Here is a 23,647-nt window from a genome sequence, read left to right as displayed (position 1 = left end):
CCGAAGCCGGACGGCCGCTTCGAGATTCCGTTTTTCGACGTGATTCGACGACCTAGAGTCCGATCGCCGTCGCGAGCGGGACGCTGCTCGCGAGGGCCCCGAGGAGGTAGCCTGCGATCGCACCGCCGTTGAGCAGCGGCAACCCGGCGTGGGCGCGTCCCCGCAGGACCATCCGAAGCAGGATCACCAGCCCGACGGTCGTTCCCGCGATGGCGCCCAGCGCCGGCACGTTCACCGTCAGCCCCGGGAGATCGACGGCGGGAACGTCGAGAAACGACGCGGCACTGACGACCAGGATCGTCGGGATCACGGCGTCGCCGAGCCCGATGAACAGCGCGTCCCGAACGGAGTCGTCGGACGGGTCGGCATCGCCATCCGCGTCGGAATCGGCGGAGTGCTCCGCGTTCGAGTTACCGTCCGCCGAGGTATCGTCGACACCCTCGAGCGGTCCGTCGTCGACGAGGTAGGAGTACGAGCGGGTCGTCGGCACGACGAAGACCACCGGGATCTTCAGGTCGAAGACTCCGTCGGCCAGCGACAGCATGTGTTCCGTTCGGTAGACGCTGATCGCGTCGTAGACGGCCAGCACCGAGAGAAAGAGCAGCGCCGGAAGGGGCCCGAAGCTGATGCCGAACAGCGTCGCCGCGCCCGCGGCCATGAGGACGCCGGCCGCGTCGATGACGTACCACTCCGGATACGAAAGCAGGGCGACGCCGATTCCCACCGCGGCGAGTGCGGCGACGATATCCACTCCAGAAACCACCACCGACGGGAAGAGGGCGGCGAAGACGTACCACGAGAGCATGGCGCTGACGCCGACGATGAGCAGTCGGATGAACCGATCCGCGTCGTATCGAAACGCCAGGAGCATGATCGCCGTCGCGACGAGGATAACCCCGAAGAAGATCCCGCTGTTGACCGGGTCGCCCGTGTCCTCGACGACGGGGCCGTAGGACGTCTCGAACGATTCGATCAGCGCGAGCGATCCCAACTGGACGGCGAGGAAGATCGCCACGACCGCGAGGCCGGCGAGCCACGTCCGACTCCGAGCGTTCATCGCCCCCACGTTTCGACGGACGGCCTATCTGTGTTTGGTTCTCGCGCGCACCTGGGGTCAAAACAGCGCGTCGCGTGTCCAGTCACCGAACGTACAGTCGATCGCCGATCAGTCCAGGCGGGTGGACGTCGTCGACGGGCGCGACGGCGAAGTACGGCTCCGACACCGGACCGAAGACGTCGACGATTCGGCCGACCTCCGACAGCGACTCGTCGACGACGGATTCGCCGATATCGACGTCCTCGCCGCGACAGACCAGCAATCCCTGCGCCGTCTCGACGACCGATCCGGCCCGGCGCATCACTCGCGCATGGCCGTCACGTAGGCCGCGACGGCCTGGACGAGGTCGTTCTTCGTCGAATCCTCGGCGCCCCGGACGACGACGCGACCGCGACGAACCCACGGCTCTCGCGAGTAGGCCTTCTCGCGCTCGATCGTCGCGTCGTACCCCACCTGCTGGACGGCCTTCGCGATCTCGTCGATCGTCGGCTCCGCCACCGCGAGCTCGGCCGGGACGCGGCGTCCTTCGCCGCGCGTCCGGGTGGCATCGAGGTAGGCCGGCCAGATGACGTTCTCGACCATACAGGACGGTCAGTGATGCGGGGAGAAAATGCTTCGCAAAATACCCGACGCGTCGATCGGACCGCGACCGTCGCACCGGGGCGTGCGAACGCCCATTCCCCGGCGAGCGGTAACCGATTCGGCCCGTACCGATCAGTCGCGCCGGCCGAGAAGCGCCGCGCCCGCGAGCGATGCGATCGCCGCGACGACGCCGAAGCCTGACATCGAGTCGTCGGATCCGTCGCCCGGATCCGCTCCGTCGGAACTCCCGTCAGCGTCCGAGCCGTCGGCGTCCCCGCCGTCCTCGCTCGCGCCACCGTCAGCGCTCTCGTCGTCGGACGCATCGTCCCCACCGTCTGTGGCGTTCGAGTCACCGGTCACCGCGGCGTAGGCGTCCGGGTGGACGGTCGCGGCGATCGTTTCGATCGCGTCGACGACGTGCGGACCGGGCTGGCTCATCGCGTTCGAATCGACCGCGACGAACTGCTCTTGCTCCCATGCCGTCGTGGATTTGGCTGCCTCGAGTTCGGGCGGTGAATCGTAGTGATCGGCGTAGACGATCCACTCGGGGTCCTCCGCGACGATCTCTTCCTCGCTGAGTTGCTGCCAGCCCTCGATACCGACGCGTTCGCCGATGTTTTCGAGCCCGCCGCGTTCGAGGATCTCGTGCTGGAACGTCCCGTTTCCGGGGGTCGTCAGGTCGCCTTCGCCCATCACGTAGTAGCCGAGCGGTCGCTCAGCCTCGGCCACGACCTCGTCGATCACGGCGAGGCGATCGTCCATCTCGGCGACCACGTCGTTCGCGCTGTCACACTCGTCGGTGAGCGCGCCCGCGAGGCGGACGTTATCGCGGATCTCGTCGATCGAGGACACCGAGTCGAAGACGTAGACGGTCTGGTCGGCCTCGCGGAGTTGCTCGACGAAACCGTCGACGTACGTGACGGTGTTTGCCGCGAGTACCACGTCCGCGTCGAGGTCAACGATCGTCTCCGCGACCGGCGTGACGCCGTCGTCAGCGGAGACGTCGGTTACGTTTTCCGGTGCGTCGAGGTGAGACGTGTACGGACCGACAGGCATGCCGACCAGCTTCGCACCAATCCCGAGCTCGGTGAGCAGTTGGGCGTCGCTCGGTTGCGCGGCGACGACCGTCTCGGGCGGCTGCTCGATCGTGACGTTCGTCCCGGTGACGTCGGTCACCGTCGTCGGATAGCTACACTCCGGCTGGGTCGTCGCAGCCGACGCCGCGGCGTCCGGGTGAGCCGCGACGGCTCCCGGCGCCAGCGCGACGGTGACCACGAGCGCTGCGATCAGAACGGCGATTCGATAAGCCATCACCGGGTACTCGACCCCAATTCAATAAATACTTGGCTAAAGCAATCCAATTTGTCTTCGATGCTCGCCCGTCGGCGCGTGGTCGGCTGGTCGGTCGGCCTCGCCTGCGTGCTGGTTTGCAGCGCCATCGCGAGCGCGGCGATCGGCCCGGTGACCATCGACCCGGTGGTCGTCGCGAAAGCCGTGTTAAACGCCATTCGGATTCCGGCGGGCGTCGGACTCGAATCGACCGCGGTCCCGACGATCGGCCGGACGATACCGACGCCGTCGGTCGCCTGGCGCCCGGTATTCGGGTTCGACGTGCACGGCCCGCACCAGTCGATCGTCACCGATCTGCGACTGCCCCGGATCGCGCTCGCGGCCGTCGTCGGCTTCGGCCTCGCGATCGCCGGGGCCGTGATGCAGGGGTTCTTCCGAAACCCGCTCGCCGACCCGTCGATCATCGGCGTCTCGTCGGGGGCCGCGGCCGGCGCGGTCGCCTCGATCGCGTTCCCGGCGCTCATTCCGTTCGGCGAGTTACACGCCGCCGCGTTCGTCGGGGCGATCCTGACGGCGTTCCTGGTCTACGCAATCGCCACCGAGGGCGGTCGGACACCGGTCGCGACGCTGTTGCTCGCCGGGGTCGCCGTGCAGGCCTTCCTCGGCGCGCTCATCTCGTACCTGCTCCTTCACAGCGGCGACGGGCTGCGCCAGGCCGTCTACTGGATGATGGGGCGACTGTCCGAATCGACCTGGGGAGACGTCCGGTTCGCCCTCCCGGTCGTCCTCCTCGGCTCCGCGATCCTCCTCGCGTACGCGCGCGATCTCAACGTCCTGCTGCTCGGCGAGGAGGAGGCCCACCACCTCGGCATCGAGGTCGAACGGACGAAACTCGTCCTGCTCGCCGTCGCGAGCATCGTCACCGCGGCGGGGGTCGCCGTGGCCGGAATCATCGGCTTCGTCGGACTCGTCGTTCCCCACGTGATGCGACTGGTCGTCGGTCCCGACCACCGCATCCTGCTGCCGACCAGCGCGCTCGCCGGCGCGGTCTTTCTGGTCCTGACGGACACAATCGCGCGATCGGGCCCGATCGTCGTTCCCGTCGGGATCGTCACGGCGGCGCTGGGAGCGCCGTTCTTCCTCTTCCTGCTTCGCAATCGGGAGGTGCACGCGCTGTGATCGAGATCGACGACGTTTCGGTGACCTTCGGGTCGACGCGAGTCCTCGAGTCGATCACCGCGTCGATCGAGGACGGACGGTTCGTCGGCCTGGTCGGGCCCAACGGGGCCGGCAAGACCACGCTCCTGCGAACGATCAGCGGCGTGTGTCCCCCCGACTCCGGGCGAGTCAGGATCGACGGCGACGATGTCACCACCTTCTCCGCGAAGCAACGCGGGCGGGTCGTCGCCGTGGTGCCCCAGGATACCCACCTCGCCTTCTCGTTTACGGTGCGTCACCTGGTTTCGATGGGACGCACCCCGTATCGATCCCGATTCGCCCCGCCGGACGAGCGCGATCGCGCGTGCGTCGACCGCGCCCTGGAACGGACGGGGACGACGGACCTAGCCTCGCGCTCGGTCGACGAACTCAGCGGCGGCGAACGACAGCGCGTCCTGCTCGCTCGAGCGCTGGCCCAGGAGACGCCGGTCGTCCTGCTCGACGAACCGACCGCGAGCCTCGACGTCAATCACCAGGTCGAGATGCTCTCGGTCGCCCGTCGGCTCACCGGCGACGGCACGACGGTCGTCGCGGCCATCCACGACCTCGACCTGGCCGCGCGGTTCTGTGACGAACTGCTCGTCGTGGCGAACGGGAAACTGGTCCGACGGGGGCCACCCGACGACGTGATCGACGCGGAGACGATCGAGGCGACCTTCGGCGCTACGGCCGCGGTGACGCCCGATCCGGTTACGTGGTCGCCGCGCGTTACCACCGTAACCGACGACGGAGCGGCCCACACACTACCCGATCACGTTCACGTGATCGGAACTGGCCGGGCCACTGCCGACGTCCTCACGACCGTCGCGGGTTCGACGGACTGTTCGCTCGGTCCCGTCCCGCGATCCGATGCTGCCGCGGTGACCGCTTCCTCGCTCGACGTGGAGTACGACCCCGTCGATCCATTGCGTCCGCTCTCCGATCGGGCGATCGAACGCTGTCGCGGGCGACTCGAGACGGCCGGGGCGGTCGTCCTGGTTCCGGGCGGCCCGCTCGACGCTTACGCCTCCCACTGGCAGCCGATCCTCTCCGACCGCCCGACGGTCGTCCTCACGGATGTCGACGGGACAGATCACTCACCGATGGATCGTACTGATTCCCCGTGTCAAACCGTCGAAACCGATCGATCAGGGCTGTTAGACGCGCTCGAGACGGTTGCACTCGCTCCTCGTCTTGGTCCTGAGGCCGTCCGTCAATCCGACGACTGAATCAGTCGGTCCGGAACGCCCTCTTATAGTTACAATTTTTACCATATGTGGACGAACAGCGCCGCCTCCGTTGATATAGCACTATAGAATTTATGTGAGGGCGCTCGACCAAGCGAGTGGAAATATTTGTCAACGATTACTATATCGAAGCCGCCGAAATAACGGGAAAACAGCCCCCAACTAACGACCCGAACTCCGGAACAGCATGGACGGTCAGACTGACACGGAATCCGGTACTGGCCGCCCGAACGATCATGATGTCCAGAATGGCGGCGTCGAACGAACGGAACCGCACAGATAACGCATCGGCCCTCATTCTCTGGTCCGCTGGTCAAACGTTCGCAGACCAGATTCGGGGTGAGAAATGGCCGTCGCGACGGCGTGTTGCCCTGAAACAGTTACTCCATCAAAGAGAGCCCTCATAGCATGAATACACAGCACATAGATTACGCGGATAAGCGGGATCGACCGACAATCGGAAAGACGACCCGAATTGGGCGCGTGACCCATTCGGGTTACCTCGGGTCGTGACCAATAGAGGGACTCAACTATCCGGTCATCCCCAGATCGAAACCACAGCAATCAACGGTGAACGAGAACAGAACGGACATGAAACGAGGACCGTACATACAGCGCCAGTGAGCAGGCGACGAGACGGACTTACAGCGTTCGAATACCAGTCACTCACGCCCTTACTGGAAGTTCGAACGTCCTAGCGATTCACAGCGGACGTGATACGTATTGACAGCGCGTGCAGAAGCGACGCGCTCGCCTCCCCGCAGATCTCCACAATATCCCGGAGGTCACACCGATCACTGTCAGTACGATGATACGGTCAGGGCGGCGTTCATTGCCAGAGTTTCGACCGACGCTTCTCTCGGTGACGATGCGAGCCGATGGGTAGCGTCACTATCCGCAGTGTCGACTCGATGGTTATCGGATCGAGCTACCGAACTAACCATCCGCCCGATATCGCACTGACTGTCGAATCGGCGGCCCAGAATGGTGTGGCCGAAAGCGAGAGCGGACCCGATCGGGCGATCAAGCGCAGAGAAACGGGCTCACCTGGCGGCACCAGCTACGGCAGGCGTGCGCCGAGTATCAACCGAACTGAAACACACCGTGATTTTGCAGGGCCGTTCTACGCCCTTCGACCCCAGGGGTTGCGCGGACAGAACGGCATCGTTGACGGTCGTTGCAAATACGGGCGCGATGGGAGGCAAGACGTTTATTCGTGTCAAGAGGACCATCGATAGCGGTTATGGAGACTATCAAGCCAAATAAAAAATGAACGAAGGGCGTTGCGAAGAGACAGAATTTCAAATAAGGGTCTTTATTTGGATATCTGGGATAGATTGATGAGACTCCAGTGTGAGTGACTATCCATGAGCGCGGACGATCGAGTCGCCGTGAAGACGTACGTTCCCCGATACCAGAAAGAGCGTTGGGAAGAGGACGCGACCGAGATGGAGATGAGCACGAGCGAGTTCGTCAGGACGATGGTGCAGGCTGGCCGATCGGATATCGTCGTTCCAGGCACAGAGTTGTCCGGTGAGAAGTCCCGATCATCGGACGAACCGTCCGATACTCCGTCCGAACCGCCGAACGGATCAGACGGGTCGGCCGATTTCGAGACCCGGATCACGGACGTCCTCGAGGAACAGGGGTCGCTCGACTGGGACGAGCTGGTCGACGCGCTCGTCGACGACGTCGAGGCGGACCTGGAAGCGGCGCTCCAGTCCTTACAGGCGGACAACGCCGTGATGTACAGCGGTCGAGCTGGGGGATACACGCTGATCGACGATGAGTGAGACGGTCGCCGACCCGATCGAGTACTTCCTCGAAGACGTCACCCACCACGGGCGAAACGTCCGCACTCACGAGGCATACCGTCGCGTCCTGACCGAATTCGAGGCGTTCCTTCGCGAGGAGCGCGGCGTCGGGCCGCTCGAGGCCGACTATCGCGATTGTATGGCCTGGGTCCACGATATCCGAGGGCGCCACGCCGACAGCACCGTCGCGACGTACGCCTCCTACCTGAATCGGTTCTACTCGTACATCGAACGCGTCGGCCGTCACGACGAGAACCCGATGTCGCTGGTCGTCGAGGAGATGGACGAGTCGATCGAAACCAATCCCTCCCGACGTGACGTCTCGCTGCCCCAGATGCGCGCGTTCGTCGCCGATATCACTCATCCGCTCCATCGAGCCGTCGTGGTGACCCTCCTGAAGACCGGTATTCGTTCCGGGGAGTTATGCAATCTGGAACTCAGGGACATTTCCCTCGATGCCCCGGGGTGTGAGTGGCAGGTTCGCGCCCAGCTCAGTACTCGCTCACAGGCGCTGTACGTGACGCCGGAACACACGTACGGCGAACGCAGCGGCGGTGAGGAGCGCACCGCCTCGAACAAACGCAAGCGAGAGACGGTGATCCCGGTCGACGACGAACTCGAAACCGCCCTGTTGCGATGGTTGGCCATCCGCCCCGATACGACCGGCCCGACGGAACCGCTGTTCGTCGGGACGGCCGACCGATGGGGACAGCGCCTCACACCCGATCACGTCCACTACCTCGTGACCGACTACGCAGCCGACGCCGGCTGGTATCGAAGCGGGGCCGGAGCCAGCGAAAACGTCACCCCGCACTACTTCAGACACTTCTTCACCACGCACATGCGCGATCGAACCGGTGATCGCGGAATCGTCAAGTACCTCCGAGGCGACGTCGCGGACGACGTCATCGACACGTACACCCACGACTGGGGCGATCGAATCCGGGAGACCTATCTCGACCACATCTACTCGATCGCCTGAGCGGACGCGAGAGCCAGGGACGACTATCGAACGACTCGTTGGATAAGGCAGGTCATCTCTCGATTTCACACTGAAGGACTCTCGAATACCAGGGCTGACGAGCGAAAATCGTCGATTACTCTGTTGGAGGATGGGGTATGCGCTGGGATCTGTCCTATGGGACCAGCCACGGTGGCGCATTCAACCGGCGACCGATAGCTGATTCTCCGTTCGGAAGACCGACTATCTAGTTCAGTATGCCCGTAGGGGCCGGTACCCAGAACGGGTCAGTGCCGTTCGGGTTCGATGACCGATCGGCATCGGCTGTGGTGGACACGGACGTGATCACGAGGACCGATTGACCGGACGAGCGGCCCCTGGCCTGTCACCGGAATACAAGCGAAGATAGCTCCCACCGTGGTGCTTGAGGTAATTCACTGATCAGTTGCGCGCCTCGATCGGTGCTATTCATCCCCCGTCTCGCCTGATTCGATCGGAATCGGCCCCGCTGAGCGGTTTCAATCACCGGTTGAATCCGGGCCACCGGATCCAATCAAACATAATTAGTAAGATGATTTTCATTGACGGGCCGGCAGCAGGCGGACAAATAAACTGTATATAGCTATATCAAATGGGGTGAGGCGGTTGCACGCTCACGACCCGGTTTCAGCAGTCGAACGAAGGCTCCCGAGCAAGAATCAGACAGAAACGGGGCTCGTGACCGGCGATCGATCAAACTGGCCAACGGCCTGACCAATCGAGTCGGCGGGAACTGTCTTCCGGTGCCGGAAACGGGTTCAGTTCTAGTCCCGTGCAGGCCTCGGCCGACGCTACCGGCCGCTGCGGTCGGCGGTGGAATCAAAACAAAATTCAGGCGAGCAAGAGGCCGATCGGTAGAGGGGTATCGAACAACACGGACGGTGCGGTAAGCGATGCGAGTAGCGATACGACACAGCACCGAATGATACACGCCAAGGAGATATCGTGCGTCAGTCGTCCGAGAACATGGAACCGAGTTGGTCCCGCCAATCGAGGATGTCCGTCACGTCCGCACGAACCGATTCGACGTCCGATTCGACGTCGGAAACCGTCTCCTCGAGGTCGTCGACGTCGTCGGCTACCGAGTCCAGGTCCGATTCCACGGAGGAGACCGACCCCTGGAGATCGTCGACGTCCTCGGAAACCGTCGCGACCGTCGATTCAACCGAATCGACATCGTCGTCGACGGATTCGACCTCCGACTCGACAGCATCGATGCGTGACTCGAGCGATTCGAGCGACGCCTCCACCTGTTCCTCGAGCGCCGAAACGTCCGCGCGCAGCGATTCGGATTCGGCTTCGACCTCCTCGACGGTCGACTCGATCGTCTCCTGAGACGACTCGAGGGAATCGAGACGAGTCGTGGTATCCGTGATCGTCGATTCGACACCTTCGATCTTCTCGTGGGCCGACTCCGCGGTGTCCTCGACGGACGCGACACTCGTATCGAGTTCGGAGACGGTCGGTTCGAGCCCGTCGACCGTCGATTCAACATCCGCGACCGACGAGCGGACCGACTCCAGTTCGGTGTGGACGGAGTCGAGTTCGGATCGAAGCTCCGAGATGAGCTGCGCGCCGGTACCCTCCGATTCGAGGAAATCCTCGAGCGCGTTCGAGTACGCCGCGACCTCCTCGACGCGACGCTGCAGGTGATCGAGTTTGGCCGTCGAAACGGCCTCGGGCTCGGGAACCAGTGCGGATCGGATCACGTCTCGATCGTCACCGGACAGTGATTCCTCGCGGAGTGCCTCCGCTAGCATGTGTGCGACGGACTCGGGATCGAGGGCGTCGAGGTCAGGGTCGGACTCGTCACCGACCGACGATGCCTCGTCGTCGGTCGTCTCAGTGGGCTCGGGGGTACTACCGGTCTCATCCTCCGTGGTCTCCGACTCCGACGCCGCCGGCGCCGTCGTGGGGGACGTTTCGGAAGCGGACGGTTCGGTGTCGGCAGAGTCAGTTGCGGGTTCGTCCGTGTCGGTTGTAGCAGAATCGGTCGAGTCGTCGGCCGACGCGGTTTCTCCCGCTGCGACGCGTTCGGCCGCCGCGTCGATGTCGAGTTCGACCGACGATTCCGCCTCCGCATCGTCGTCAGCCTCGAGGCCGGGGACACCATCAGAATCGCCGGCGAGCATCGATTTGACAACCTCGTTCCGGTCCTCTGGGATCACTTCCTCGACCGCGTTCGGGTCCGCTTCCGGGGTCTCGTCGGCCGAAGCGTCGGCCGGTTCGACGGCGATGATCGATGGCTCCGTCAGGAACGCCTCCGGATTGAAGTCCTCGTCCACCCGAATCCCGTAGACGGTCACCAGCGACGTTTCCGGTTCGATCTCACCGGTGAACTCCACCCGGTGATTCTGGTAGGCGACCCACTGATCGCTGTGGTACTCGGGATGGAACCCGACGGCATCCATCGGGAACGATTCGGGAATCGCTTCGCCGATCCGGACCGAGACTGGCGACTCGCGGGTCGATTCGATCTCGAAGCGGATCGCGGGGACCGGAAACTCGTCGGGTGCGAACTGTTTCGTGACGGAAATCCCGGACTCCGTCACCGTCACGACACCGTCAGCGTCCGCGGTGGAACTCATTAGGGTACGATTACCACAGCACGACCATAAAAGAAACGGGCGGGGAACGACGGGCAGCCGCGATTCGCATCTCGGCGACGAACGCTCGGCGACGGCTCGACCTGTCGGGCTCCGTCAGTTCGAAACCGAAACCCGATCGCCGATTTCGGCGACTGTCACACGCCTCGGGTGCGAGAACGACGCCGCGTGGTGTCGGAGGGCGTCGGGATCGGCCGTTAACCCACGCCACATGTCCCAGTGTGAGGGAAGTAACCGATCGAGCTGGAGCGCGCGGGCCGCCTCGACGACCTGATTCTCGTCGCAGTACCAGCGCGTCCGCTCGGGGTCACCGGTTTCTTTGTCGGGGATCATCCCCACGGTGCCGAAGGCCAGGATGCCCAAGTCGATGTCGTAGCGATCACCGATATCTTCGAACGCCGCTGCCGGCCGGGAGTCTCCGCCGTGGAAGATCGTCGCGTCCTCGTATTCGAGGACGTAGCTGACCGGCTCTATCGCGTCGGGATCGTTCGCCGGTTCGACGGACACGGAGAGGCCGCCGACGTCGACCGAGTCGCCGACGTCGACCGATTCGAACCGTGATCGGTCGACGTCCCACTGCTCGGTCCAGCGTTCCTCCTCGAGTGCGACCGACAGACTGGCGTCGGGGGCGTGGAACGACGCGCCGGTCGAGGCCAGGATCGGCGCCTGCGAGGGGCCGTGGACGTGGTCCGTGTGTTCGTGCGTCGCGAGAATGGCGTCCATCTCCGAAAAATCGGCCGGATCGAACGGCACTGGGATCATCCGAACCGTCCGCGGTGGATCGCCGAGTCCGACGTACGGATCGATCGCGATCGTCGTCCCGTCCGCGGTCTTGACGACGAACCCGTTACAGCCCAGGTACCAGAGCGAAAGCGTCTCCGGGGTGGTCGATTCGATCTCCCGGACGAGCCAGTCGCCCCAATCACTCACACTCATGCGCGATCCTGCGACGAACGTCCGGGTAAGTGTTACGTCTCCGCGTTCGCAACCGGACGGCTCGACGTCGGACGTCGGTCTCTCGACTTCGGACAAGGAATTCAGTTACGCGATATCTCACGCCGAGATCGAGTCGACCGGGGCGGTCACCAGGTGTCGTGGAAGGTGTCGAAGCCGATCTCCGAGAGCGGTTTGTTGCCGACGGCGGCGTCGTACTCGCCGGGAGTGAGCAGCGGCTTGTGAAACTGCGGCCCGTCGTCGGTGGTGATCCGCGGACAGCCCGTGTTGACGAAGGCGTCGAAATCGAAGTTCCGCAGGCGGTCCGGCGTCACCTCGTCCAGCGTGATGAGGTAGGCGTCGTCGTTGTCCTCGAGGATCTCCTCGGCTTCGTCCCAGCGGCCCTGGCCGATCTTCGTACAGAAGATGACGCCCCACGTCTCCGCGTCCATCGCCTTGTGGACCGAGGCGTAGCGCTGTTTGACGAACTTCTCCGTGTCCGCGACGGTGACGACGTTGTTCACCGGATCCGCGATGACCACGCGCTTGTCCGGGTGTTCCATCGCCAGACCGAGTGGGTGGAACTTCCCGCCGCCGACGTAGAGGACCTGCGGAGCGTCGACGTCGGCGCTCGCGTAGTTACAGCCGAGGACCTGCCCTTCGTGCGTGAGTCGATCGTCGCCTCGCCGGGTCTGTACGTCGTAGCCCCGCTCCTCGAGGAAGGTTCGCATCTCGTCGAAGCGATTCATGTGCTGGGCGGTCGTGACGAGCCCGACCGCGGGCGACTCTGACGGGTCCTCCAGAGTCTCCAGGGCTTCCTCCATGATCGGCGTGACCGCCACGTTCGAGAACAGCGGCACGTAGATCACCTTGTCCGTCTCTTTCATGGGGGAGTGGCCGAAGTGGACGAACACGTCGGAACGCTTCATGAGATAGGTGTCGAGATCGCACGCGCCGTAACAGGGTTGGCCCGAGATGAGCACCCGACAGTCCTCGAGGACGTCGCGAATGTCGTCTGCCACCTTCGGCGCGCGGCGTTTCAATCCTTCCGGGAACTGCAGCCCGATCGTTTCGGCGTCGCGTTCGGTCGCCGCTTCGACGATCCGATCGAGTTCGTAGTCCCACTCGCGGTCGTGTTTCAGGGCCATCCCCGTGTTCCGGAGATCGCCTTCACTGTACGAAGACTCCTGGCTCATTATCGATGCTATCGGCTTCGCACGTAAAACGACCGCGTTTCCCGCATCGACGAGGGCTCGCGACCCCGATGGTCTCGACAGTAAGGGGGTGGAGGCCGACGCGCGTCGAACAGATCGTGCAGCAACAGATCGTGCAGCCGATCAACGCGCGGGGACCGGGCCGACACGGGCGCGATACGAATACTATCCGAAGTGTTTCGAGTTGGTCGGGCTCGTCGGACGCGAGCGACAACCAGCCGCGGCGGAAACGAACAGTAGCGGAGACGACGACTTTGCGAAGCAGACGGCGCGTGCAACCGTCGGACGCAGCGGAAAACAGTAGCGTGTGACCGGCGTCAGACGATGGTTCGTTAACTGATACGGTTGCGGGCAAAAAGTGATGGTACTGGAGTCAAAAGGCAGTTGCAATGTCACCTATTCCCGAAGACAAACTGTTCGAACTTTACCGACGCTACATCGGTGAACCGAACAGTGACCGTGACGTCTACGTCGGGTTCGGGCTGTTCCTGTGCGGGCTCGTGCTGGCCGTCGTCGCACTGGTACTGTTCGTCTGGGGAGGTACGTTCGAAGTAGACTCAGATCCGTACATCAAATGGGTCCAGCCGGCATACGCGATGGGAATGCTGGCCCTGCCGGTCGTCATGCTCGGCATCGTCGTGCTGCTGCCGTCGGAGCGTCGGGTGCTCGCCGTCTCGGCCGCTGGGGTCGGGATCACCGCCATCGGCGTGGCCGGCTTCCTCTACTCGTACCCGGATAACTGGAACGGCTACGGCGCGGATTACACCGTCCAGGTCGTCGCCGTCTACGCGGTGGGGCTGGCGGGAATCGCCGCCTCGACGGGCGCCGCGCTGATCGCACACTACCTCGACCTGGCGAGGCAGATCGAGCCCGCCGGGCCAGCGGAAGAGGAAGACAAAGAACAGTATACAGACGAGGAGATCGCGGCGGACATCGACAGCGCGATGGAAGACGTCGAGCTCTCCTGGGGCGGCGTCGAGAAGCGCGAGACGAGTCGGCTGACGTTCACGGACGACGAGTTCGACGAGGCGAACGTCGGTTCGATGGGCGTGACGAAGACTCGATCCAGCGGCGTCCAGCAACAGGTCGCCGGCCTCAAGGGCCTCAAAGGGGGCGAGGCCAAGACCGCCACCGCCCCGGGAACCGTCGACGACCAGACGCAGAAGCTGAAGGAACTCCGAGAGAAGAAGCGGGCCGAGGAACTGGCCACGAGAAACGCAGGGCCGCTCGACACGGTCAAACACCGGGCGAGCGGATTGGTTAATCGGCTGAAGGGACGGGTCAGCGCAGTTCGAAATCGGGTAAAGCGTAATTAATCGTCGATCGTCGCGGGTTAATCGGTATTTTTCCCTATATAAGAGGGAGAGATTAATTCACATAGATTTATAATCCGTCAGTCTCCTTGGCCATATATGGCCAAAGGCCTAGACGTCGGAACGATGAACATCCTGTCCGCACAGCAGGATGGCAACGACACGGTATTCGTGCAGCAGCGCAACTCCTTCGTGGAAATCGAGTACTCGGATATGGCCGAGCAGATGCTTTCCCGGAGCGAAGTACTTCACATCCGCAAGGACGACAAGGTCTACGTCGTCGGCGACGACGCGCTCAACTTCGCGAATATCTTCAACAAAGAGACGCGTCGACCGATGTCCCAGGGGATCCTCTCCTCGGACGAGAAGTCAGCGATCCCGATGATGAAACTCATCATCGAGCAGGTCGTCGGCGAGCCGGCCTATCCGGACGAGAAACTCTACTTCTCGACGCCGGCCGACCCGATCGACTCCGATCTCTCGACGCTGTACCACCAGAAGACGATCGAGTCGTTCCTCAACGACATGGGTTACGACGCAGAGCCCATCAACGAGGGGATGGCCGTCATCTACAGCGAGCTGGCGGACAACAACTTCACCGGTCTCGGCATCAGCTTCGGTGCCGGGATGACGAACGTCTGTCTCGCGTACTACGCCGTCCCCGTGATGAAGTTCTCCGTCGCTCGCGGCGGCGACTGGATCGACGAGCAGGCCGCCCGCGCGACCGGCACGCCGGTCGACAAGGTCACCTCGATCAAGGAGGACGACTTCGAACTCGACTTCACCACGGACGTCGGTGGCGTCGAGGGCGCCCTCTCGATCTACTACGAGAACCTCCTCGACTACGTCATCGAACGGACCGTCAACGAGGTCGACGAGGAGGACGTCGAGGAGGGCCTCGACATCCCGGTCGTCGTCACCGGCGGAACCTCGAGCCCCGACGGGTTCGAGGCGCTGTTCCGCGACCACCTCGAAGACGCGAACATCCCGTTCTCGATCAGCGGCGTCTCTCACGCCGACGAACCGCTCTACAGCGTCGCACGCGGCGGACTGGTCGCCGCGCGGTCCGACGAAGACGTCGAGCAGGACACCGAAGCGGACGCGGAAGCGGCGCCGGCGAACGAGTAATCCCCACGGCGGCGGAATTCGGTTTTGTACCAGTTTCGCATTCGGATCTAGTCCACTAGGTGTTGTAGCGAGGACGATAGACCGGCAGTACCGTCGCTCACCGGGTGTGGACGGTCAGGTCGGAGCGGGTCGACGCGGCTGGAAAACGGAGCGACCGCGTCACTGTTCGTAAAACCGATTCATCGCGTCGCGCCAGGACTCCGGTTCGTCCCACTCCGCCTCGTGCTCGACCGGAATGTCGGCATATCCACAGCGCGTGCACGCGACGGTCTCTGCCTCGGCGAGAGAGAGTCGCTCGAGCGGAGACTGACATCGAGGACAGTCGTCCATATTTAGTCCAACGACTCCATGATCTTAACTCTATGTGTAACTGATAGACGGTCATCGAAACCGTTGTCGCTCCCTCGCACTGCCGAGGGCCGTCGTGACGCGTCTCGTATTACCATTATGCATCCATCAAAGTATAAGTATGCGGCGAGCGTATCGATTTCCATGAGCGCCACCCACCGGTCCACCATCGCGGAGACGATCGACGGCTGTCGACCGATCGAAACCACCCCCATCGACGTCGACGCGTCGTCCCTCGAATCGACCGATACAGCGTATCTTCGGGATTTCAAACGGACGTTGCGCGAGGAAGGGTTCACGCCGGCTCGGCTCACGGTCGAGGCGGGCTTCGATGGAACCTGCAGCCTGGAAACGCAAGCGACCGCGGATCGGGTGCGAGAGTACATCCGCGTCGGCTCGTTCCTCGGCATCGACAGCCTGCTCGTCGAGTGCCGGACCGAAGGAGACGGAGAGCGGATTCGATCGGCCCTTCGGGCCTGTGCCGATCGGGCGGACCGAGCCGGGATCCGGCTCGACGTCAGCGGTGATGTCGACCTGACATCCTGAACAGTCCGACGAGACGTCGGCTCGACGGCGCGGGTTCGACGACGCGATCGGAGCGACCTGGCGGCGGAGATCGTCCGTGCTGTCGAACGAAACCCCGTTCGTCCGATCACTCCCACGCCGCCGGGAGGCGAACGCGCCGTCTCGAAGTCCGGTTTCGAAAGGCCTAATCGCACGCTAGCCCAGCATCTACCCGATGAGTCAGCAACTGCCGGACGTGCAGGCGAGCTCGCCGGACGTGACCGTCGGCCTGAGCCAGGTCGGCGTCACCGGCGTCGAGAAACTCGTCAAACTCGCCCGGAACGGCAAGCGGCCGATCATCCTCACTGCCGAATTCGACGTCTTCGTGGATCTGCCGGCCTGGCGAAAGGGCGCGGACATGAGCCGGAATATGGAAGTGATCGACGAGATCCTGGAGTCGGCGACGCGCGAAGAGGCCTATCGCCCGGAGGAAGTCTGTGGCGACGCCGCAGGTCGCTTGCTCGAGAAACACGAGTACACCACCCGCGCCGAAGTCTCGATGGAGGCGACGCTGATGCGACGCGAGAGGACGCCCGCGACCGACCGCGAAACCCAGCACACCGTCGACATCATCGCGGCGGCGACGGCAACCGACGAGGGGACGCGCGAGGAGATCGGCGCCCGGGTCGACGGGTTGACCGTCTGTCCCTGTTCGCAGGGAATGTCGACGGCCCGCGCCAAGCAGACGCTCGAGGATCTCGGCGTCGACGAGGAGACCATCACGGCCTTTCTCGACGAGGTGCCGCAACCGGGCCACTCGCAGCGCGGACACGCGACGCTCACGATCGAGGCCGACGGCGATCCCGAGGTCGAGCTCGACACCGTAATCGACATCGCGCGCGACGCGATGAGCGCGCGGATCTACAACCTCGCGAAGCGTCCCGACGAGGACGCGATGACCTACCGATCGCACGCGGACGCCAAGTTCGTCGAAGACTGCGTGCGGTCGATGGCCGAGGGCGTCGTCGACACCTTCGAACACCTCCCAGACGACGCGGTCGTCACGATGTCGCAGTCGAACGACGAGTCCATCCACCAGCACAACGCCCACGCCGAGCGGGTCGTCGACATGGAGACGCTTCGAGCGGAAATCGCCCGCGAGGACTGACGGATCGGCGTTTTCAGAGTTCGAGCGGTTTCGCCTCACGCCAGAGGGGGCGAAACTCGTCGTACACTTCGCCGGCGAACTCCGCGTCCTTGAGATCGATCGTGCCGAATATCTCGCCGGTCGAGAGGGGGTTCGGGACCTGAATGCAGACCTCGATACTATCGATGAGATTGAACGATCCCGTGACTCGTTCGGACGTCCGCACGGCGAAGTCGGATCGTGACTGTAACGTCCGTCGGTATCGCCGTCCGACCGACTGGGGGAGTTCGTCGACAAGCGATCGATTCATCAGGACGTCGACGGAGACGCCCCGATCGAGCGCCGACTCGAGGTGATCGAGGACCTCCTCGCCTACCGTTCGCACGTCGATCTGCGGCGTCGGGTCCGCGGCGACCATCACGATCGAGTCGTCGGCCGCCGCGAGGCGCTCGCCGATGAGTTCGAAGGTGTCCGCGGGCCCGATCGCCGCCGTCCAGAACTGTTCGTCGACCGGGTCGGTCGCGACGAGTTCGTCGGAGAGGTCGTCGACGATGGACTCGTACTGGTCGGCTCGTTCCTCGAGTTCGCGTTTCTTGTCCGCGAGCAGGCGATCGAGCGCGGTCGACGGTTCGACGGCGACGTACTTCTTCGGGCGACTCGCCGTCTGGCTCCTGACGAGGTTGTACTGTTCGATGCTGTTGAGGACGTCGTAAATCCGTCCCATCGGCACGTCGCTGGCGCGGGACAACTCCTTGGCCGTTGTCGGACCCGTTTGCAGGAGGGACCGATAGGCGCGAGCTTCGTATTCGGAGAGGCCGAGATCCCGTAAACTCGCCATATCTCGGTATAGCACTTGGCGGATAATAAACGGATCGGTAGTTTGACTCCGTTTGGAGTTGTCCCGGAGGTCAGGTGCTGACGGACTCGACGCGGGAGACGAGTTCGGCCGGACTGCGTGCGGGTTCGGACCGTCGGTCGCCGCGTTCGACCCGGGCGGCGTCGTCGGGGACCGACGGAGCGTTCGGAACGACGATCTTCCGGTGATCGGCGACCCGGAAAGCTGCGCGGTGAAGGTCCGACCCGGCGGGGGCACCGACACGGACGATCAACGGATCGTGCAGGTACCGGCCCACGGCCGACGGGTAGCCGCACGAACGGACGCCGATGGTGTCGCTGGCGCCGGCGAACGCCTCGAGGATGGCACGACCGTCGGCTCGATAGGCCTCCTCGCCGGTCAGTACCGAGAGGTCGAGCAGGACCGACGCCAGTTCCGCGTTCGCTTCCAGCGGCCGGAGCGGGCGCGAGAGCAGGCCCGTTTCGGAGCGGGGACCGTCCAGCACCGATCCGGTCTCCTCGTCCCGAAGCCGGTCGATCGTGACGTCTGCGACGCGACGAGCGGCCGGGATCGTCTCCCAACCGAAGACGGAGCGGGCCGAGAGCAGCGCCCGGCAGACGCGCGTCTGATCGGCGAGCAAGCATCGCGTCGCCTCGTCGCGAGGGGCATCGAGACGGTGATCGACGACGCCGTCTTCGAGGAGGTCGTGCCTGACCGTAGCGAGCGCCCGCTGTGCGAACTCCCGTGCGCGTTCGTGGTCCGTGTAGGCCGCGTGCGAAGAGAGGGCATCGATCGCCAGGCCGTTCACGCCGGCGTAGACCGTCCGATCGATCGAGCGTCCACGATCGGCATCGAAATCGGCGTCGTCGGTCGCATCCCCCGCGACGGCGTTGGCGAACGCACCGTCGTTGCGGCCGGTCTCGGCCGATGGCTCGACCCACAGCGTCCCGGTCGCGAACTCGATCGCGCGCTCGGCGGTCGATCGATATCGCTCGGCACCCGTGTGGAGGTACGCGTTCGCGAAGGCTCGAATCAGGGCGGCGGTGTCCTCGAGTCGGATCTCGCGCTGTGGATCCGACCAGTCTCGCTCGTGGGCGAACCGGTAGAATCCGCCGTCCGGCGAGGCGAGGCCGGTTCGAACGGCGTCGAGGGCCGACTGCGCCATCGCATCGTCCCGTCCGAGGAGGAATTCGATCGCCGCCGGGAGCGGAAACTTTGGAGCCCCGCCCCAGCCGCCCGCCCGTTCGTCGTTCGCCGATCGGAGCGTCTGGTAAGCCCGATCGAGGATCGATTCCGCGAGCGTACCCTTCGGCGTCCCATCCGACGGGAGCGTCTCCGGAACGGTGCCGGCGGCATCGCCACGGTCCTGCCACGTCGACTCGACGTGATCGAGCGTCGACCTGAGTGCATCCGGATCGAGGTAGGTCACAGCCTCGATGATCTCCCCGTCGGGTGTCAGGAAGACGGTCGACGGAAAGCCGCCGGCGTTGTACCGATCGCGGACGCGCGGGCGCCGGTCGGCGTCGACGCGCACTGGAACGAACCGGTCGTTGATACTCGCGGCGATTCGGGGATCCGCGTAGGTAGTCGCGTCCATCGACGCGCACGGTCGACACCAGCTGGCCGTTAGCGAGAGTAGAATGGGACGATCAGTGCTTTCGGCCAGTACGAAGGGACGCGGGCCCCACTCGCGCCACTCGACCCGGGACTCGGCGCTCATATCGGGTTCGAGCGCCGGGATCGCGGTAAGTCCATCGTTTGGTCCAGCGGGTCGGGTCGATTGTCGTCCGGTGGGCGACCGAACGGCAGTCAAACTAAAGGGTTTTCCCGGTGGGGAAAGTAGCCCTGCGCAATGCTTCGGTGGTTGCTCGCGCTCCTCGCGATCCCGTTTCTCGACGCCGTCCTGCTCGGCGTGCTCATCGTCTACGTGGACGTCTTCGGGTTCCTCGAGATGGTGGCGCTGGTCGTCCTCACCGGTCTCGTCGGGTTACTACTCGTCAGGGCCGAGGGACGACGAACCCTGCGAAAGATCCAGCGGTCGCTGGCGAAGGGGAAGGCGCCGACGAACGAGTTGCTCGACGGCGCGCTGCTCATCGCGGCCGGTGCATTCCTGCTCACCCCCGGACTAGTCACCGACGCGATCGGGTTCCTCATCGCAATTCCGCTCACCCGAATCCCGATCCGCATGCTGCTCAAGCGAACCGTCGTCGTCCCCTACATCGACCGAAAGGCAAATGGGTTCGCGACCGGCGCGGTCTGGACCGGCGGCTTTCCCGCGGGGGGACAGGCCGGAGGCGACGCCACCGACGGTTCGACGGTCAACCTGGGTGCAGACGCCTACCGTGTCGACTCCGACGAAGCAGCGACGGAACGCAGCGGCACGTACGAGATCGATCTCGAGGACGATGCGGACGACGACGGCGACGCCGTCGGTCGATGAACCGCCGAACAGAAAGAAACGTTTAAACATCCCACCCGGCTACGGAACAATGCGGAGCGGGCCAATAGCTCAATTAGGTTGAGCGCCACTCTGATAAGGTGGAGGCTCTCGGTTCAAATCCGAGTTGGCCCATTTTCTCGCCGCGAGCAAGTTCGCGAGCGGCGAGCATCGGATCGTACGAGGATTTGAATGACGGAAGTCGCACGCTCACGAGCAGAGCGAGTGAGACCGTCTTCCGGTGGTTCAAATCCGAGTTGGCCCATCTCCTGTGGCGAGCAAATCCGCGAGCCACAGGTGTTGGATCAAACGAGGATTCGAGCCCTATCAGTCGCGCGCAGCGAACGGAGTGAGCGAGCACGTCTGATTTCGGTTCAAATCCGAGTTGGCCCATTTTCTCGCCGCGAGCAAGTCCGCGAGCGGCGAGCATCGGATCGAAGGAGGATTTGAATGACGGAAAACACACGCTCACGAGCGGAAGCGAGTGAGGTCGACTGCCGGTGATGGACGGTCGCGACCGTCGCGTCGAACACGGTGGCCTACCGACAGCGAGATGCTGCCACGTGGGCCTACACCGACGTCGAAGGTACGAACGATACTGAGCGTATCGATAGTTCAGATAGTATCGAAAGTAACGATACTAACGGCGAATTCCTGACGGTGCGATCACCCCAACGGTCGCACATGGCCGACGCAGACGGACAGGCGGCCGGGGTGGAGGCGCCGATCGAAGCGGTCGCAGCGGCGATCGACGCGACCGAGACCGTCGAAATCGCGCGAGGGGCGCTCGCGTGTGCCGGCGCAACGGTCGCGCGCCGTTTCGAGCCGCCGGTTCAGGCGCTGGCGGGCGTCATCGTCGCCAGTCAGCGGACGATCGGGCCCTCGGTCCCGGCGTCAAGGTCGGCGGCGGTGATCGGCGTCGACGAGAGCGCGGTCAGTCACGCAGTCGGGCTGATCGAGGAAAAGCTCACGCCGCCGGCACCCGGCGCGCGTCGGCGCCGGCTCCGCCAGACTATCGTCGCCATCGACGAGTTGCTCGACGCGAAGGATCGCGGCCTGGAGAACCCACCGCGGCTCCACGGGCCGGCGTTCGAGTACGCCGACCCGCGCGTGCTCGCGATGAGTACCGAGTCGCTCACCGAGCTCGACGGGACGGAACTCCGGGCCCACCGGCGGCGGCTGGAGGCGGACCTCGAAGTGGCCCGTCTCGGGGTCGAGCTCTACGTTCACCTTCACGGCGACGGCCCGTCGAGGGATCGGAACTGAGGTCGAAGCCGGCGACCCGATGTAACCCGGGGATGAGCCGCGCCTCGACACGGTCCCCGACGGTGGAATCGGGCCCGATCGACCGATTCACTCGTCGAGTTTGTGCCTGAACGCGCGGAGTGCGTTCCGTCCTCGATCGGTCAGGTGAACCAGTCGGCGGCGACCCACCCGTTCGACGGTGACGTAGCCATCGGCCTCTAGCGGTTCGACGATGTGGGTATCGAGCAACCGAAACGCGCCCTTCTCGCTCGCTGGATTGCGGTCGGCGATGAACCCCAGTTCGGCCGATCGGGCGTACTCGATCAGGTCCTTCTTCTTGGGGTGGGTCGTCTCGAAGCGATCGTCGTGGGCGGACGGATCGGCGAGAAAGTCCATGATCGCGATCTGGTCGCGGGTCGGCGAGTCGATTGGGTAGGTCGGAACGCGGCTGGTCGACGCGACGCCGCGACTGACCGGCGCCTCGGATTCGTCGTACACCGTCTCGGCCGGTTCGACGTGGTAGGCCGTGGCGTCGGTCGAGACGTCCATACACGCGATCGTCGCGCCGACCGCGGGGATGACTCCGGCTCCGGAGACGTTGACGAACACGTCGTCTCCCTCGTGGGTCGCCGCGATCGTTGTCACGTCGCCGAGGACGGCGTACACGTTCGAGAAGTCACACTCGTGAACGGAGACCGATCGGACGATCGATTCGAGCGACGAGCGCAGCGAATCGACGTACGGCGGGACGCCGTCGGGATCCGCGTCGACGAGGAGGTGGACGACGTCGGCGCGCTGGCGCTCGATCGGTTCGTAGACGCGATCGTACTCGAACCCGACCGGCGCGACGTGGACCCGTTCGGAGACCTCCATACGAGGGAGTACGCGCGGGAGCGCTCATTATTCTGACTGTTCGGGACGGTGAAACGGCGGCTAACCGCGGAGTCGCGAACCGGACGGCGAACCCGCACGCGCCAAACTGGCCGGCGGGGTCGACGGGCGAGAGCCAGGGTGGCAAGCAAGTTGGTCGACCGAACCTACGCGTCGTCACTCATCGAGCCGAATACCGCTTCGGCGTCGGATGGAACGTCGAAGTCGTGGAAGTGTTCACCGCGTTCCTTGGTGAGGATATTGAGCGCGGCCGCGGCGCCGTCGCCGGCGGAGATGACGGCCTGCCACTCCTCCGCGCGAACCATCGCGCCGGTCGCGTAGGCGTTCTCGACCGACGTCTCCTTCGTGACGTCGACGTCGACGACGTCGCCGTCGAAGGCGCACCCGAGCGTCTCGGCCAGGTCCCGATTCGCACCCGTCGCGAGGACGACGTAGCTCGCCTCGGTCGTACCGTCCTCAGATTCGATCTCGAATCCGTCCCCCGTCTCGGCGATCGATTCGACCGTCTCGCCCTGGCGGCGATCCACGTCGAAGTGATCGGCCTGATCGCGCATTCGTTCGAGCAGGGTGGATCCGTCCGTCGACCCGATTCCCGGGTAGTTGAACAGGTGGGCCTTGTGCATCCAGGTGCCGTCGGCGTCGAACAGGACCGTCTCGAGTCCGTTCTTCGCGGTGAAGAGGCCACAGGACAGTCCGGCCGGACCGCCGCCGACAATTGCTACGTCGGACATACGCCCACGTACCGTATCAACGCCCATAAACGTCACTTCGGCGGGGGATAAGGGTGGGTTTCTGGAACGGCCGCCGGAGTCACCTCGCGGGAACGGTGCTCGCTTCGAAGTTCGACGGTGGAAGAGGG

At 64.2% G+C, this 23,647-nt stretch carries 22 protein-coding genes and 1 tRNA gene; 11 read left to right on the top strand and 12 right to left on the bottom strand.

What is annotated here, in order from left to right:
- Positions 1 to 52: 52 nt before the first annotated feature.
- The 4 genes from MXA07_RS09815 to MXA07_RS09800 all read right to left on the bottom strand — a co-directional run bounded on the left by MXA07_RS09815 (position 53) and on the right by MXA07_RS09800 (position 2,950).
- Positions 53 to 1,057, bottom strand: coding sequence for a presenilin family intramembrane aspartyl protease PSH (locus MXA07_RS09815; protein WP_247728428.1), 1,005 nt, complete (start codon positions 1,055 to 1,057; stop codon positions 53 to 55).
- An 82-nt stretch (positions 1,058 to 1,139) separates the two neighbouring features.
- Complete coding sequence (locus tag MXA07_RS09810) at positions 1,140 to 1,358, bottom strand: H/ACA ribonucleoprotein complex subunit GAR1 (RefSeq protein WP_247728427.1); 219 nt, start codon at positions 1,356 to 1,358, stop codon at positions 1,140 to 1,142.
- Positions 1,358 to 1,639: a signal recognition particle subunit SRP19 gene (srp19, locus tag MXA07_RS09805; protein WP_247728426.1), complete on the bottom strand. Its 282-nt coding sequence runs from the start codon at positions 1,637 to 1,639 to the stop codon at positions 1,358 to 1,360. Before srp19 ends, MXA07_RS09810 begins: the two co-directional genes overlap by 1 nt.
- A gap of 132 nt (positions 1,640 to 1,771) precedes the next feature.
- The gene (locus tag MXA07_RS09800; protein WP_247728425.1) at positions 1,772 to 2,950 is read right to left on the bottom strand and encodes a PGF-CTERM-anchored ABC transporter substrate-binding protein; all 1,179 of its coding nucleotides are present in this window, start codon (positions 2,948 to 2,950) and stop codon (positions 1,772 to 1,774) included.
- A 60-nt stretch (positions 2,951 to 3,010) separates the two neighbouring features.
- Here MXA07_RS09800 and btuC point away from each other — a divergent pair, with 60 nt between their 5' ends.
- The 4 genes from btuC to MXA07_RS09780 all read left to right on the top strand — a co-directional run bounded on the left by btuC (position 3,011) and on the right by MXA07_RS09780 (position 8,169).
- Complete coding sequence (gene btuC, locus MXA07_RS09795; protein WP_247728424.1) at positions 3,011 to 4,108, top strand: vitamin B12 ABC transporter permease BtuC; 1,098 nt, start codon at positions 3,011 to 3,013, stop codon at positions 4,106 to 4,108.
- Positions 4,105 to 5,355 (top strand): ABC transporter ATP-binding protein, encoded by a 1,251-nt coding sequence (locus tag MXA07_RS09790; protein ID WP_247728423.1) that lies wholly within the window; start codon positions 4,105 to 4,107, stop codon positions 5,353 to 5,355. Before btuC ends, MXA07_RS09790 begins: the two co-directional genes overlap by 4 nt.
- A gap of 1,385 nt (positions 5,356 to 6,740) precedes the next feature.
- On the top strand, positions 6,741 to 7,166 hold the full coding sequence (locus MXA07_RS09785) for a DUF5805 domain-containing protein (protein WP_247728422.1): 426 nt from the start codon (positions 6,741 to 6,743) through the stop codon (positions 7,164 to 7,166).
- Entirely contained in the window at positions 7,159 to 8,169 is a 1,011-nt protein-coding gene (locus MXA07_RS09780; RefSeq protein ID WP_247728421.1) for a tyrosine-type recombinase/integrase, read from the top strand. The genes MXA07_RS09785 and MXA07_RS09780 overlap by 8 nt, the downstream gene beginning before the upstream one ends.
- 968 nt (positions 8,170 to 9,137) lie before the next feature.
- Here the strand turns inward: MXA07_RS09780 and MXA07_RS09775 are convergent.
- The 3 genes from MXA07_RS09775 to dph2 form a co-directional block, all read right to left on the bottom strand.
- The gene (locus tag MXA07_RS09775) at positions 9,138 to 10,775 is read right to left on the bottom strand and encodes a hypothetical protein (protein ID WP_247728420.1); all 1,638 of its coding nucleotides are present in this window, start codon (positions 10,773 to 10,775) and stop codon (positions 9,138 to 9,140) included.
- Between the two features lie 114 nt (positions 10,776 to 10,889).
- A complete protein-coding gene (locus tag MXA07_RS09770; protein ID WP_247728419.1) occupies positions 10,890 to 11,729 on the bottom strand; it encodes an MBL fold metallo-hydrolase in 840 nt (279 codons plus the stop codon).
- Positions 11,730 to 11,875: 146 nt separating this feature from the next.
- Positions 11,876 to 12,922, bottom strand: coding sequence for a diphthamide biosynthesis enzyme Dph2 (gene dph2, locus MXA07_RS09765; protein WP_247728418.1), 1,047 nt, complete (start codon positions 12,920 to 12,922; stop codon positions 11,876 to 11,878).
- Positions 12,923 to 13,329: 407 nt separating this feature from the next.
- On the opposite strand from dph2, the gene MXA07_RS09760 reads away from it, so the two are divergent.
- The gene (locus tag MXA07_RS09760) at positions 13,330 to 14,256 is read left to right on the top strand and encodes a cell division protein CdpA domain-containing protein (RefSeq protein WP_247728417.1); all 927 of its coding nucleotides are present in this window, start codon (positions 13,330 to 13,332) and stop codon (positions 14,254 to 14,256) included.
- 96 nt (positions 14,257 to 14,352) lie between these two features.
- Positions 14,353 to 15,381, top strand: coding sequence for a disk-shape morphogenesis protein volactin (locus MXA07_RS09755; RefSeq protein ID WP_247728416.1), 1,029 nt, complete (start codon positions 14,353 to 14,355; stop codon positions 15,379 to 15,381).
- Between the two features lie 159 nt (positions 15,382 to 15,540).
- On the opposite strand, the gene MXA07_RS09750 is transcribed toward MXA07_RS09755, so the two are convergent.
- The gene (locus MXA07_RS09750) at positions 15,541 to 15,711 is read right to left on the bottom strand and encodes a hypothetical protein (protein WP_247728415.1); all 171 of its coding nucleotides are present in this window, start codon (positions 15,709 to 15,711) and stop codon (positions 15,541 to 15,543) included.
- A 162-nt stretch (positions 15,712 to 15,873) separates the two neighbouring features.
- Here MXA07_RS09750 and MXA07_RS09745 point away from each other — a divergent pair, with 162 nt between their 5' ends.
- Together MXA07_RS09745 and mptA are read left to right on the top strand one after the other, a co-directional pair.
- Positions 15,874 to 16,275 (top strand): DUF7961 family protein, encoded by a 402-nt coding sequence (locus MXA07_RS09745; protein WP_247728414.1) that lies wholly within the window; start codon positions 15,874 to 15,876, stop codon positions 16,273 to 16,275.
- Positions 16,276 to 16,468: 193 nt separating this feature from the next.
- Positions 16,469 to 17,401 (top strand): GTP cyclohydrolase MptA, encoded by a 933-nt coding sequence (gene mptA, locus MXA07_RS09740; protein ID WP_247728413.1) that lies wholly within the window; start codon positions 16,469 to 16,471, stop codon positions 17,399 to 17,401.
- A gap of 13 nt (positions 17,402 to 17,414) precedes the next feature.
- Here mptA and MXA07_RS09735 read toward each other — a convergent pair whose 3' ends face one another.
- Positions 17,415 to 18,218: a TrmB family transcriptional regulator gene (locus MXA07_RS09735; RefSeq protein ID WP_247728412.1), complete on the bottom strand. Its 804-nt coding sequence runs from the start codon at positions 18,216 to 18,218 to the stop codon at positions 17,415 to 17,417.
- Between the two features lie 70 nt (positions 18,219 to 18,288).
- Positions 18,289 to 19,935: a DUF255 domain-containing protein gene (locus MXA07_RS09730; protein ID WP_247728411.1), complete on the bottom strand. Its 1,647-nt coding sequence runs from the start codon at positions 19,933 to 19,935 to the stop codon at positions 18,289 to 18,291.
- Between the two features lie 132 nt (positions 19,936 to 20,067).
- Between MXA07_RS09730 and MXA07_RS09725 the strand changes: the two genes are divergently transcribed.
- From MXA07_RS09725 to MXA07_RS09715, 3 genes are all read left to right on the top strand, one after another.
- Positions 20,068 to 20,655, top strand: a complete 588-nt coding sequence (locus MXA07_RS09725; protein WP_247728410.1) for an FxsA family protein — start codon at positions 20,068 to 20,070, stop codon at positions 20,653 to 20,655.
- Positions 20,656 to 20,713: 58 nt separating this feature from the next.
- Positions 20,714 to 20,787: transfer RNA gene (locus tag MXA07_RS09720), tRNA-Ile, on the top strand.
- A gap of 549 nt (positions 20,788 to 21,336) precedes the next feature.
- Positions 21,337 to 21,918 carry a hypothetical protein gene (locus MXA07_RS09715; RefSeq protein ID WP_247728409.1) on the top strand — a complete coding sequence of 194 codons (582 nt, stop codon included), beginning with the start codon at positions 21,337 to 21,339 and terminating at the stop codon, positions 21,916 to 21,918.
- Positions 21,919 to 22,005: 87 nt separating this feature from the next.
- On the opposite strand, the gene MXA07_RS09710 is transcribed toward MXA07_RS09715, so the two are convergent.
- On the bottom strand, positions 22,006 to 22,770 hold the full coding sequence (locus MXA07_RS09710; RefSeq protein ID WP_247728408.1) for an HFX_2341 family transcriptional regulator domain-containing protein: 765 nt from the start codon (positions 22,768 to 22,770) through the stop codon (positions 22,006 to 22,008).
- A 164-nt stretch (positions 22,771 to 22,934) separates the two neighbouring features.
- Positions 22,935 to 23,519 carry an NAD(P)/FAD-dependent oxidoreductase gene (locus tag MXA07_RS09705; protein ID WP_247728407.1) on the bottom strand — a complete coding sequence of 195 codons (585 nt, stop codon included), beginning with the start codon at positions 23,517 to 23,519 and terminating at the stop codon, positions 22,935 to 22,937.
- Positions 23,520 to 23,647: the final 128 nt, after the last annotated feature.

The organism is Halovivax limisalsi (assembly GCF_023093535.1).
Lineage (GTDB): Archaea > Halobacteriota > Halobacteria > Halobacteriales > Natrialbaceae > Halovivax > Halovivax limisalsi.
The sequence above is the reverse complement of the archived record's forward strand: the minus strand, read 5'-3'. Positions and strand labels throughout refer to the sequence as shown.

Bases quoted from the DNA above. Each gene is read 5' to 3' on its own strand.
- MXA07_RS09815 (WP_247728428.1), bottom strand. From the start codon at position 1,057: ATGAACGCTCGGAGTCGGACGTGGCTCGCCGGCCTCGCGGTCGTGGCG.
- MXA07_RS09810 (WP_247728427.1), bottom strand. From the start codon at position 1,358: ATGCGCCGGGCCGGATCGGTCGTCGAGACGGCGCAGGGATTGCTGGTC.
- srp19 (WP_247728426.1), bottom strand. From the start codon at position 1,639: ATGGTCGAGAACGTCATCTGGCCGGCCTACCTCGATGCCACCCGGACG.
- MXA07_RS09800 (WP_247728425.1), bottom strand. From the start codon at position 2,950: ATGGCTTATCGAATCGCCGTTCTGATCGCAGCGCTCGTGGTCACCGTC.
- btuC (WP_247728424.1), top strand. From the start codon at position 3,011: ATGCTCGCCCGTCGGCGCGTGGTCGGCTGGTCGGTCGGCCTCGCCTGC.
- MXA07_RS09785 (WP_247728422.1), top strand. From the start codon at position 6,741: ATGAGCGCGGACGATCGAGTCGCCGTGAAGACGTACGTTCCCCGATAC.
- MXA07_RS09780 (WP_247728421.1), top strand. From the start codon at position 7,159: ATGAGTGAGACGGTCGCCGACCCGATCGAGTACTTCCTCGAAGACGTC.
- MXA07_RS09775 (WP_247728420.1), bottom strand. From the start codon at position 10,775: ATGAGTTCCACCGCGGACGCTGACGGTGTCGTGACGGTGACGGAGTCC.
- MXA07_RS09770 (WP_247728419.1), bottom strand. From the start codon at position 11,729: ATGAGTGTGAGTGATTGGGGCGACTGGCTCGTCCGGGAGATCGAATCG.
- dph2 (WP_247728418.1), bottom strand. From the start codon at position 12,922: ATGAGCCAGGAGTCTTCGTACAGTGAAGGCGATCTCCGGAACACGGGG.
- MXA07_RS09760 (WP_247728417.1), top strand. From the start codon at position 13,330: ATGTCACCTATTCCCGAAGACAAACTGTTCGAACTTTACCGACGCTAC.
- MXA07_RS09755 (WP_247728416.1), top strand. From the start codon at position 14,353: ATGGCCAAAGGCCTAGACGTCGGAACGATGAACATCCTGTCCGCACAG.
- MXA07_RS09750 (WP_247728415.1), bottom strand. From the start codon at position 15,711: ATGGACGACTGTCCTCGATGTCAGTCTCCGCTCGAGCGACTCTCTCTC.
- MXA07_RS09745 (WP_247728414.1), top strand. From the start codon at position 15,874: ATGAGCGCCACCCACCGGTCCACCATCGCGGAGACGATCGACGGCTGT.
- mptA (WP_247728413.1), top strand. From the start codon at position 16,469: ATGAGTCAGCAACTGCCGGACGTGCAGGCGAGCTCGCCGGACGTGACC.
- MXA07_RS09735 (WP_247728412.1), bottom strand. From the start codon at position 18,218: ATGGCGAGTTTACGGGATCTCGGCCTCTCCGAATACGAAGCTCGCGCC.
- MXA07_RS09730 (WP_247728411.1), bottom strand. From the start codon at position 19,935: ATGAGCGCCGAGTCCCGGGTCGAGTGGCGCGAGTGGGGCCCGCGTCCC.
- MXA07_RS09725 (WP_247728410.1), top strand. From the start codon at position 20,068: ATGCTTCGGTGGTTGCTCGCGCTCCTCGCGATCCCGTTTCTCGACGCC.
- MXA07_RS09715 (WP_247728409.1), top strand. From the start codon at position 21,337: ATGGCCGACGCAGACGGACAGGCGGCCGGGGTGGAGGCGCCGATCGAA.
- MXA07_RS09710 (WP_247728408.1), bottom strand. From the start codon at position 22,770: ATGGAGGTCTCCGAACGGGTCCACGTCGCGCCGGTCGGGTTCGAGTAC.
- MXA07_RS09705 (WP_247728407.1), bottom strand. From the start codon at position 23,519: ATGTCCGACGTAGCAATTGTCGGCGGCGGTCCGGCCGGACTGTCCTGT.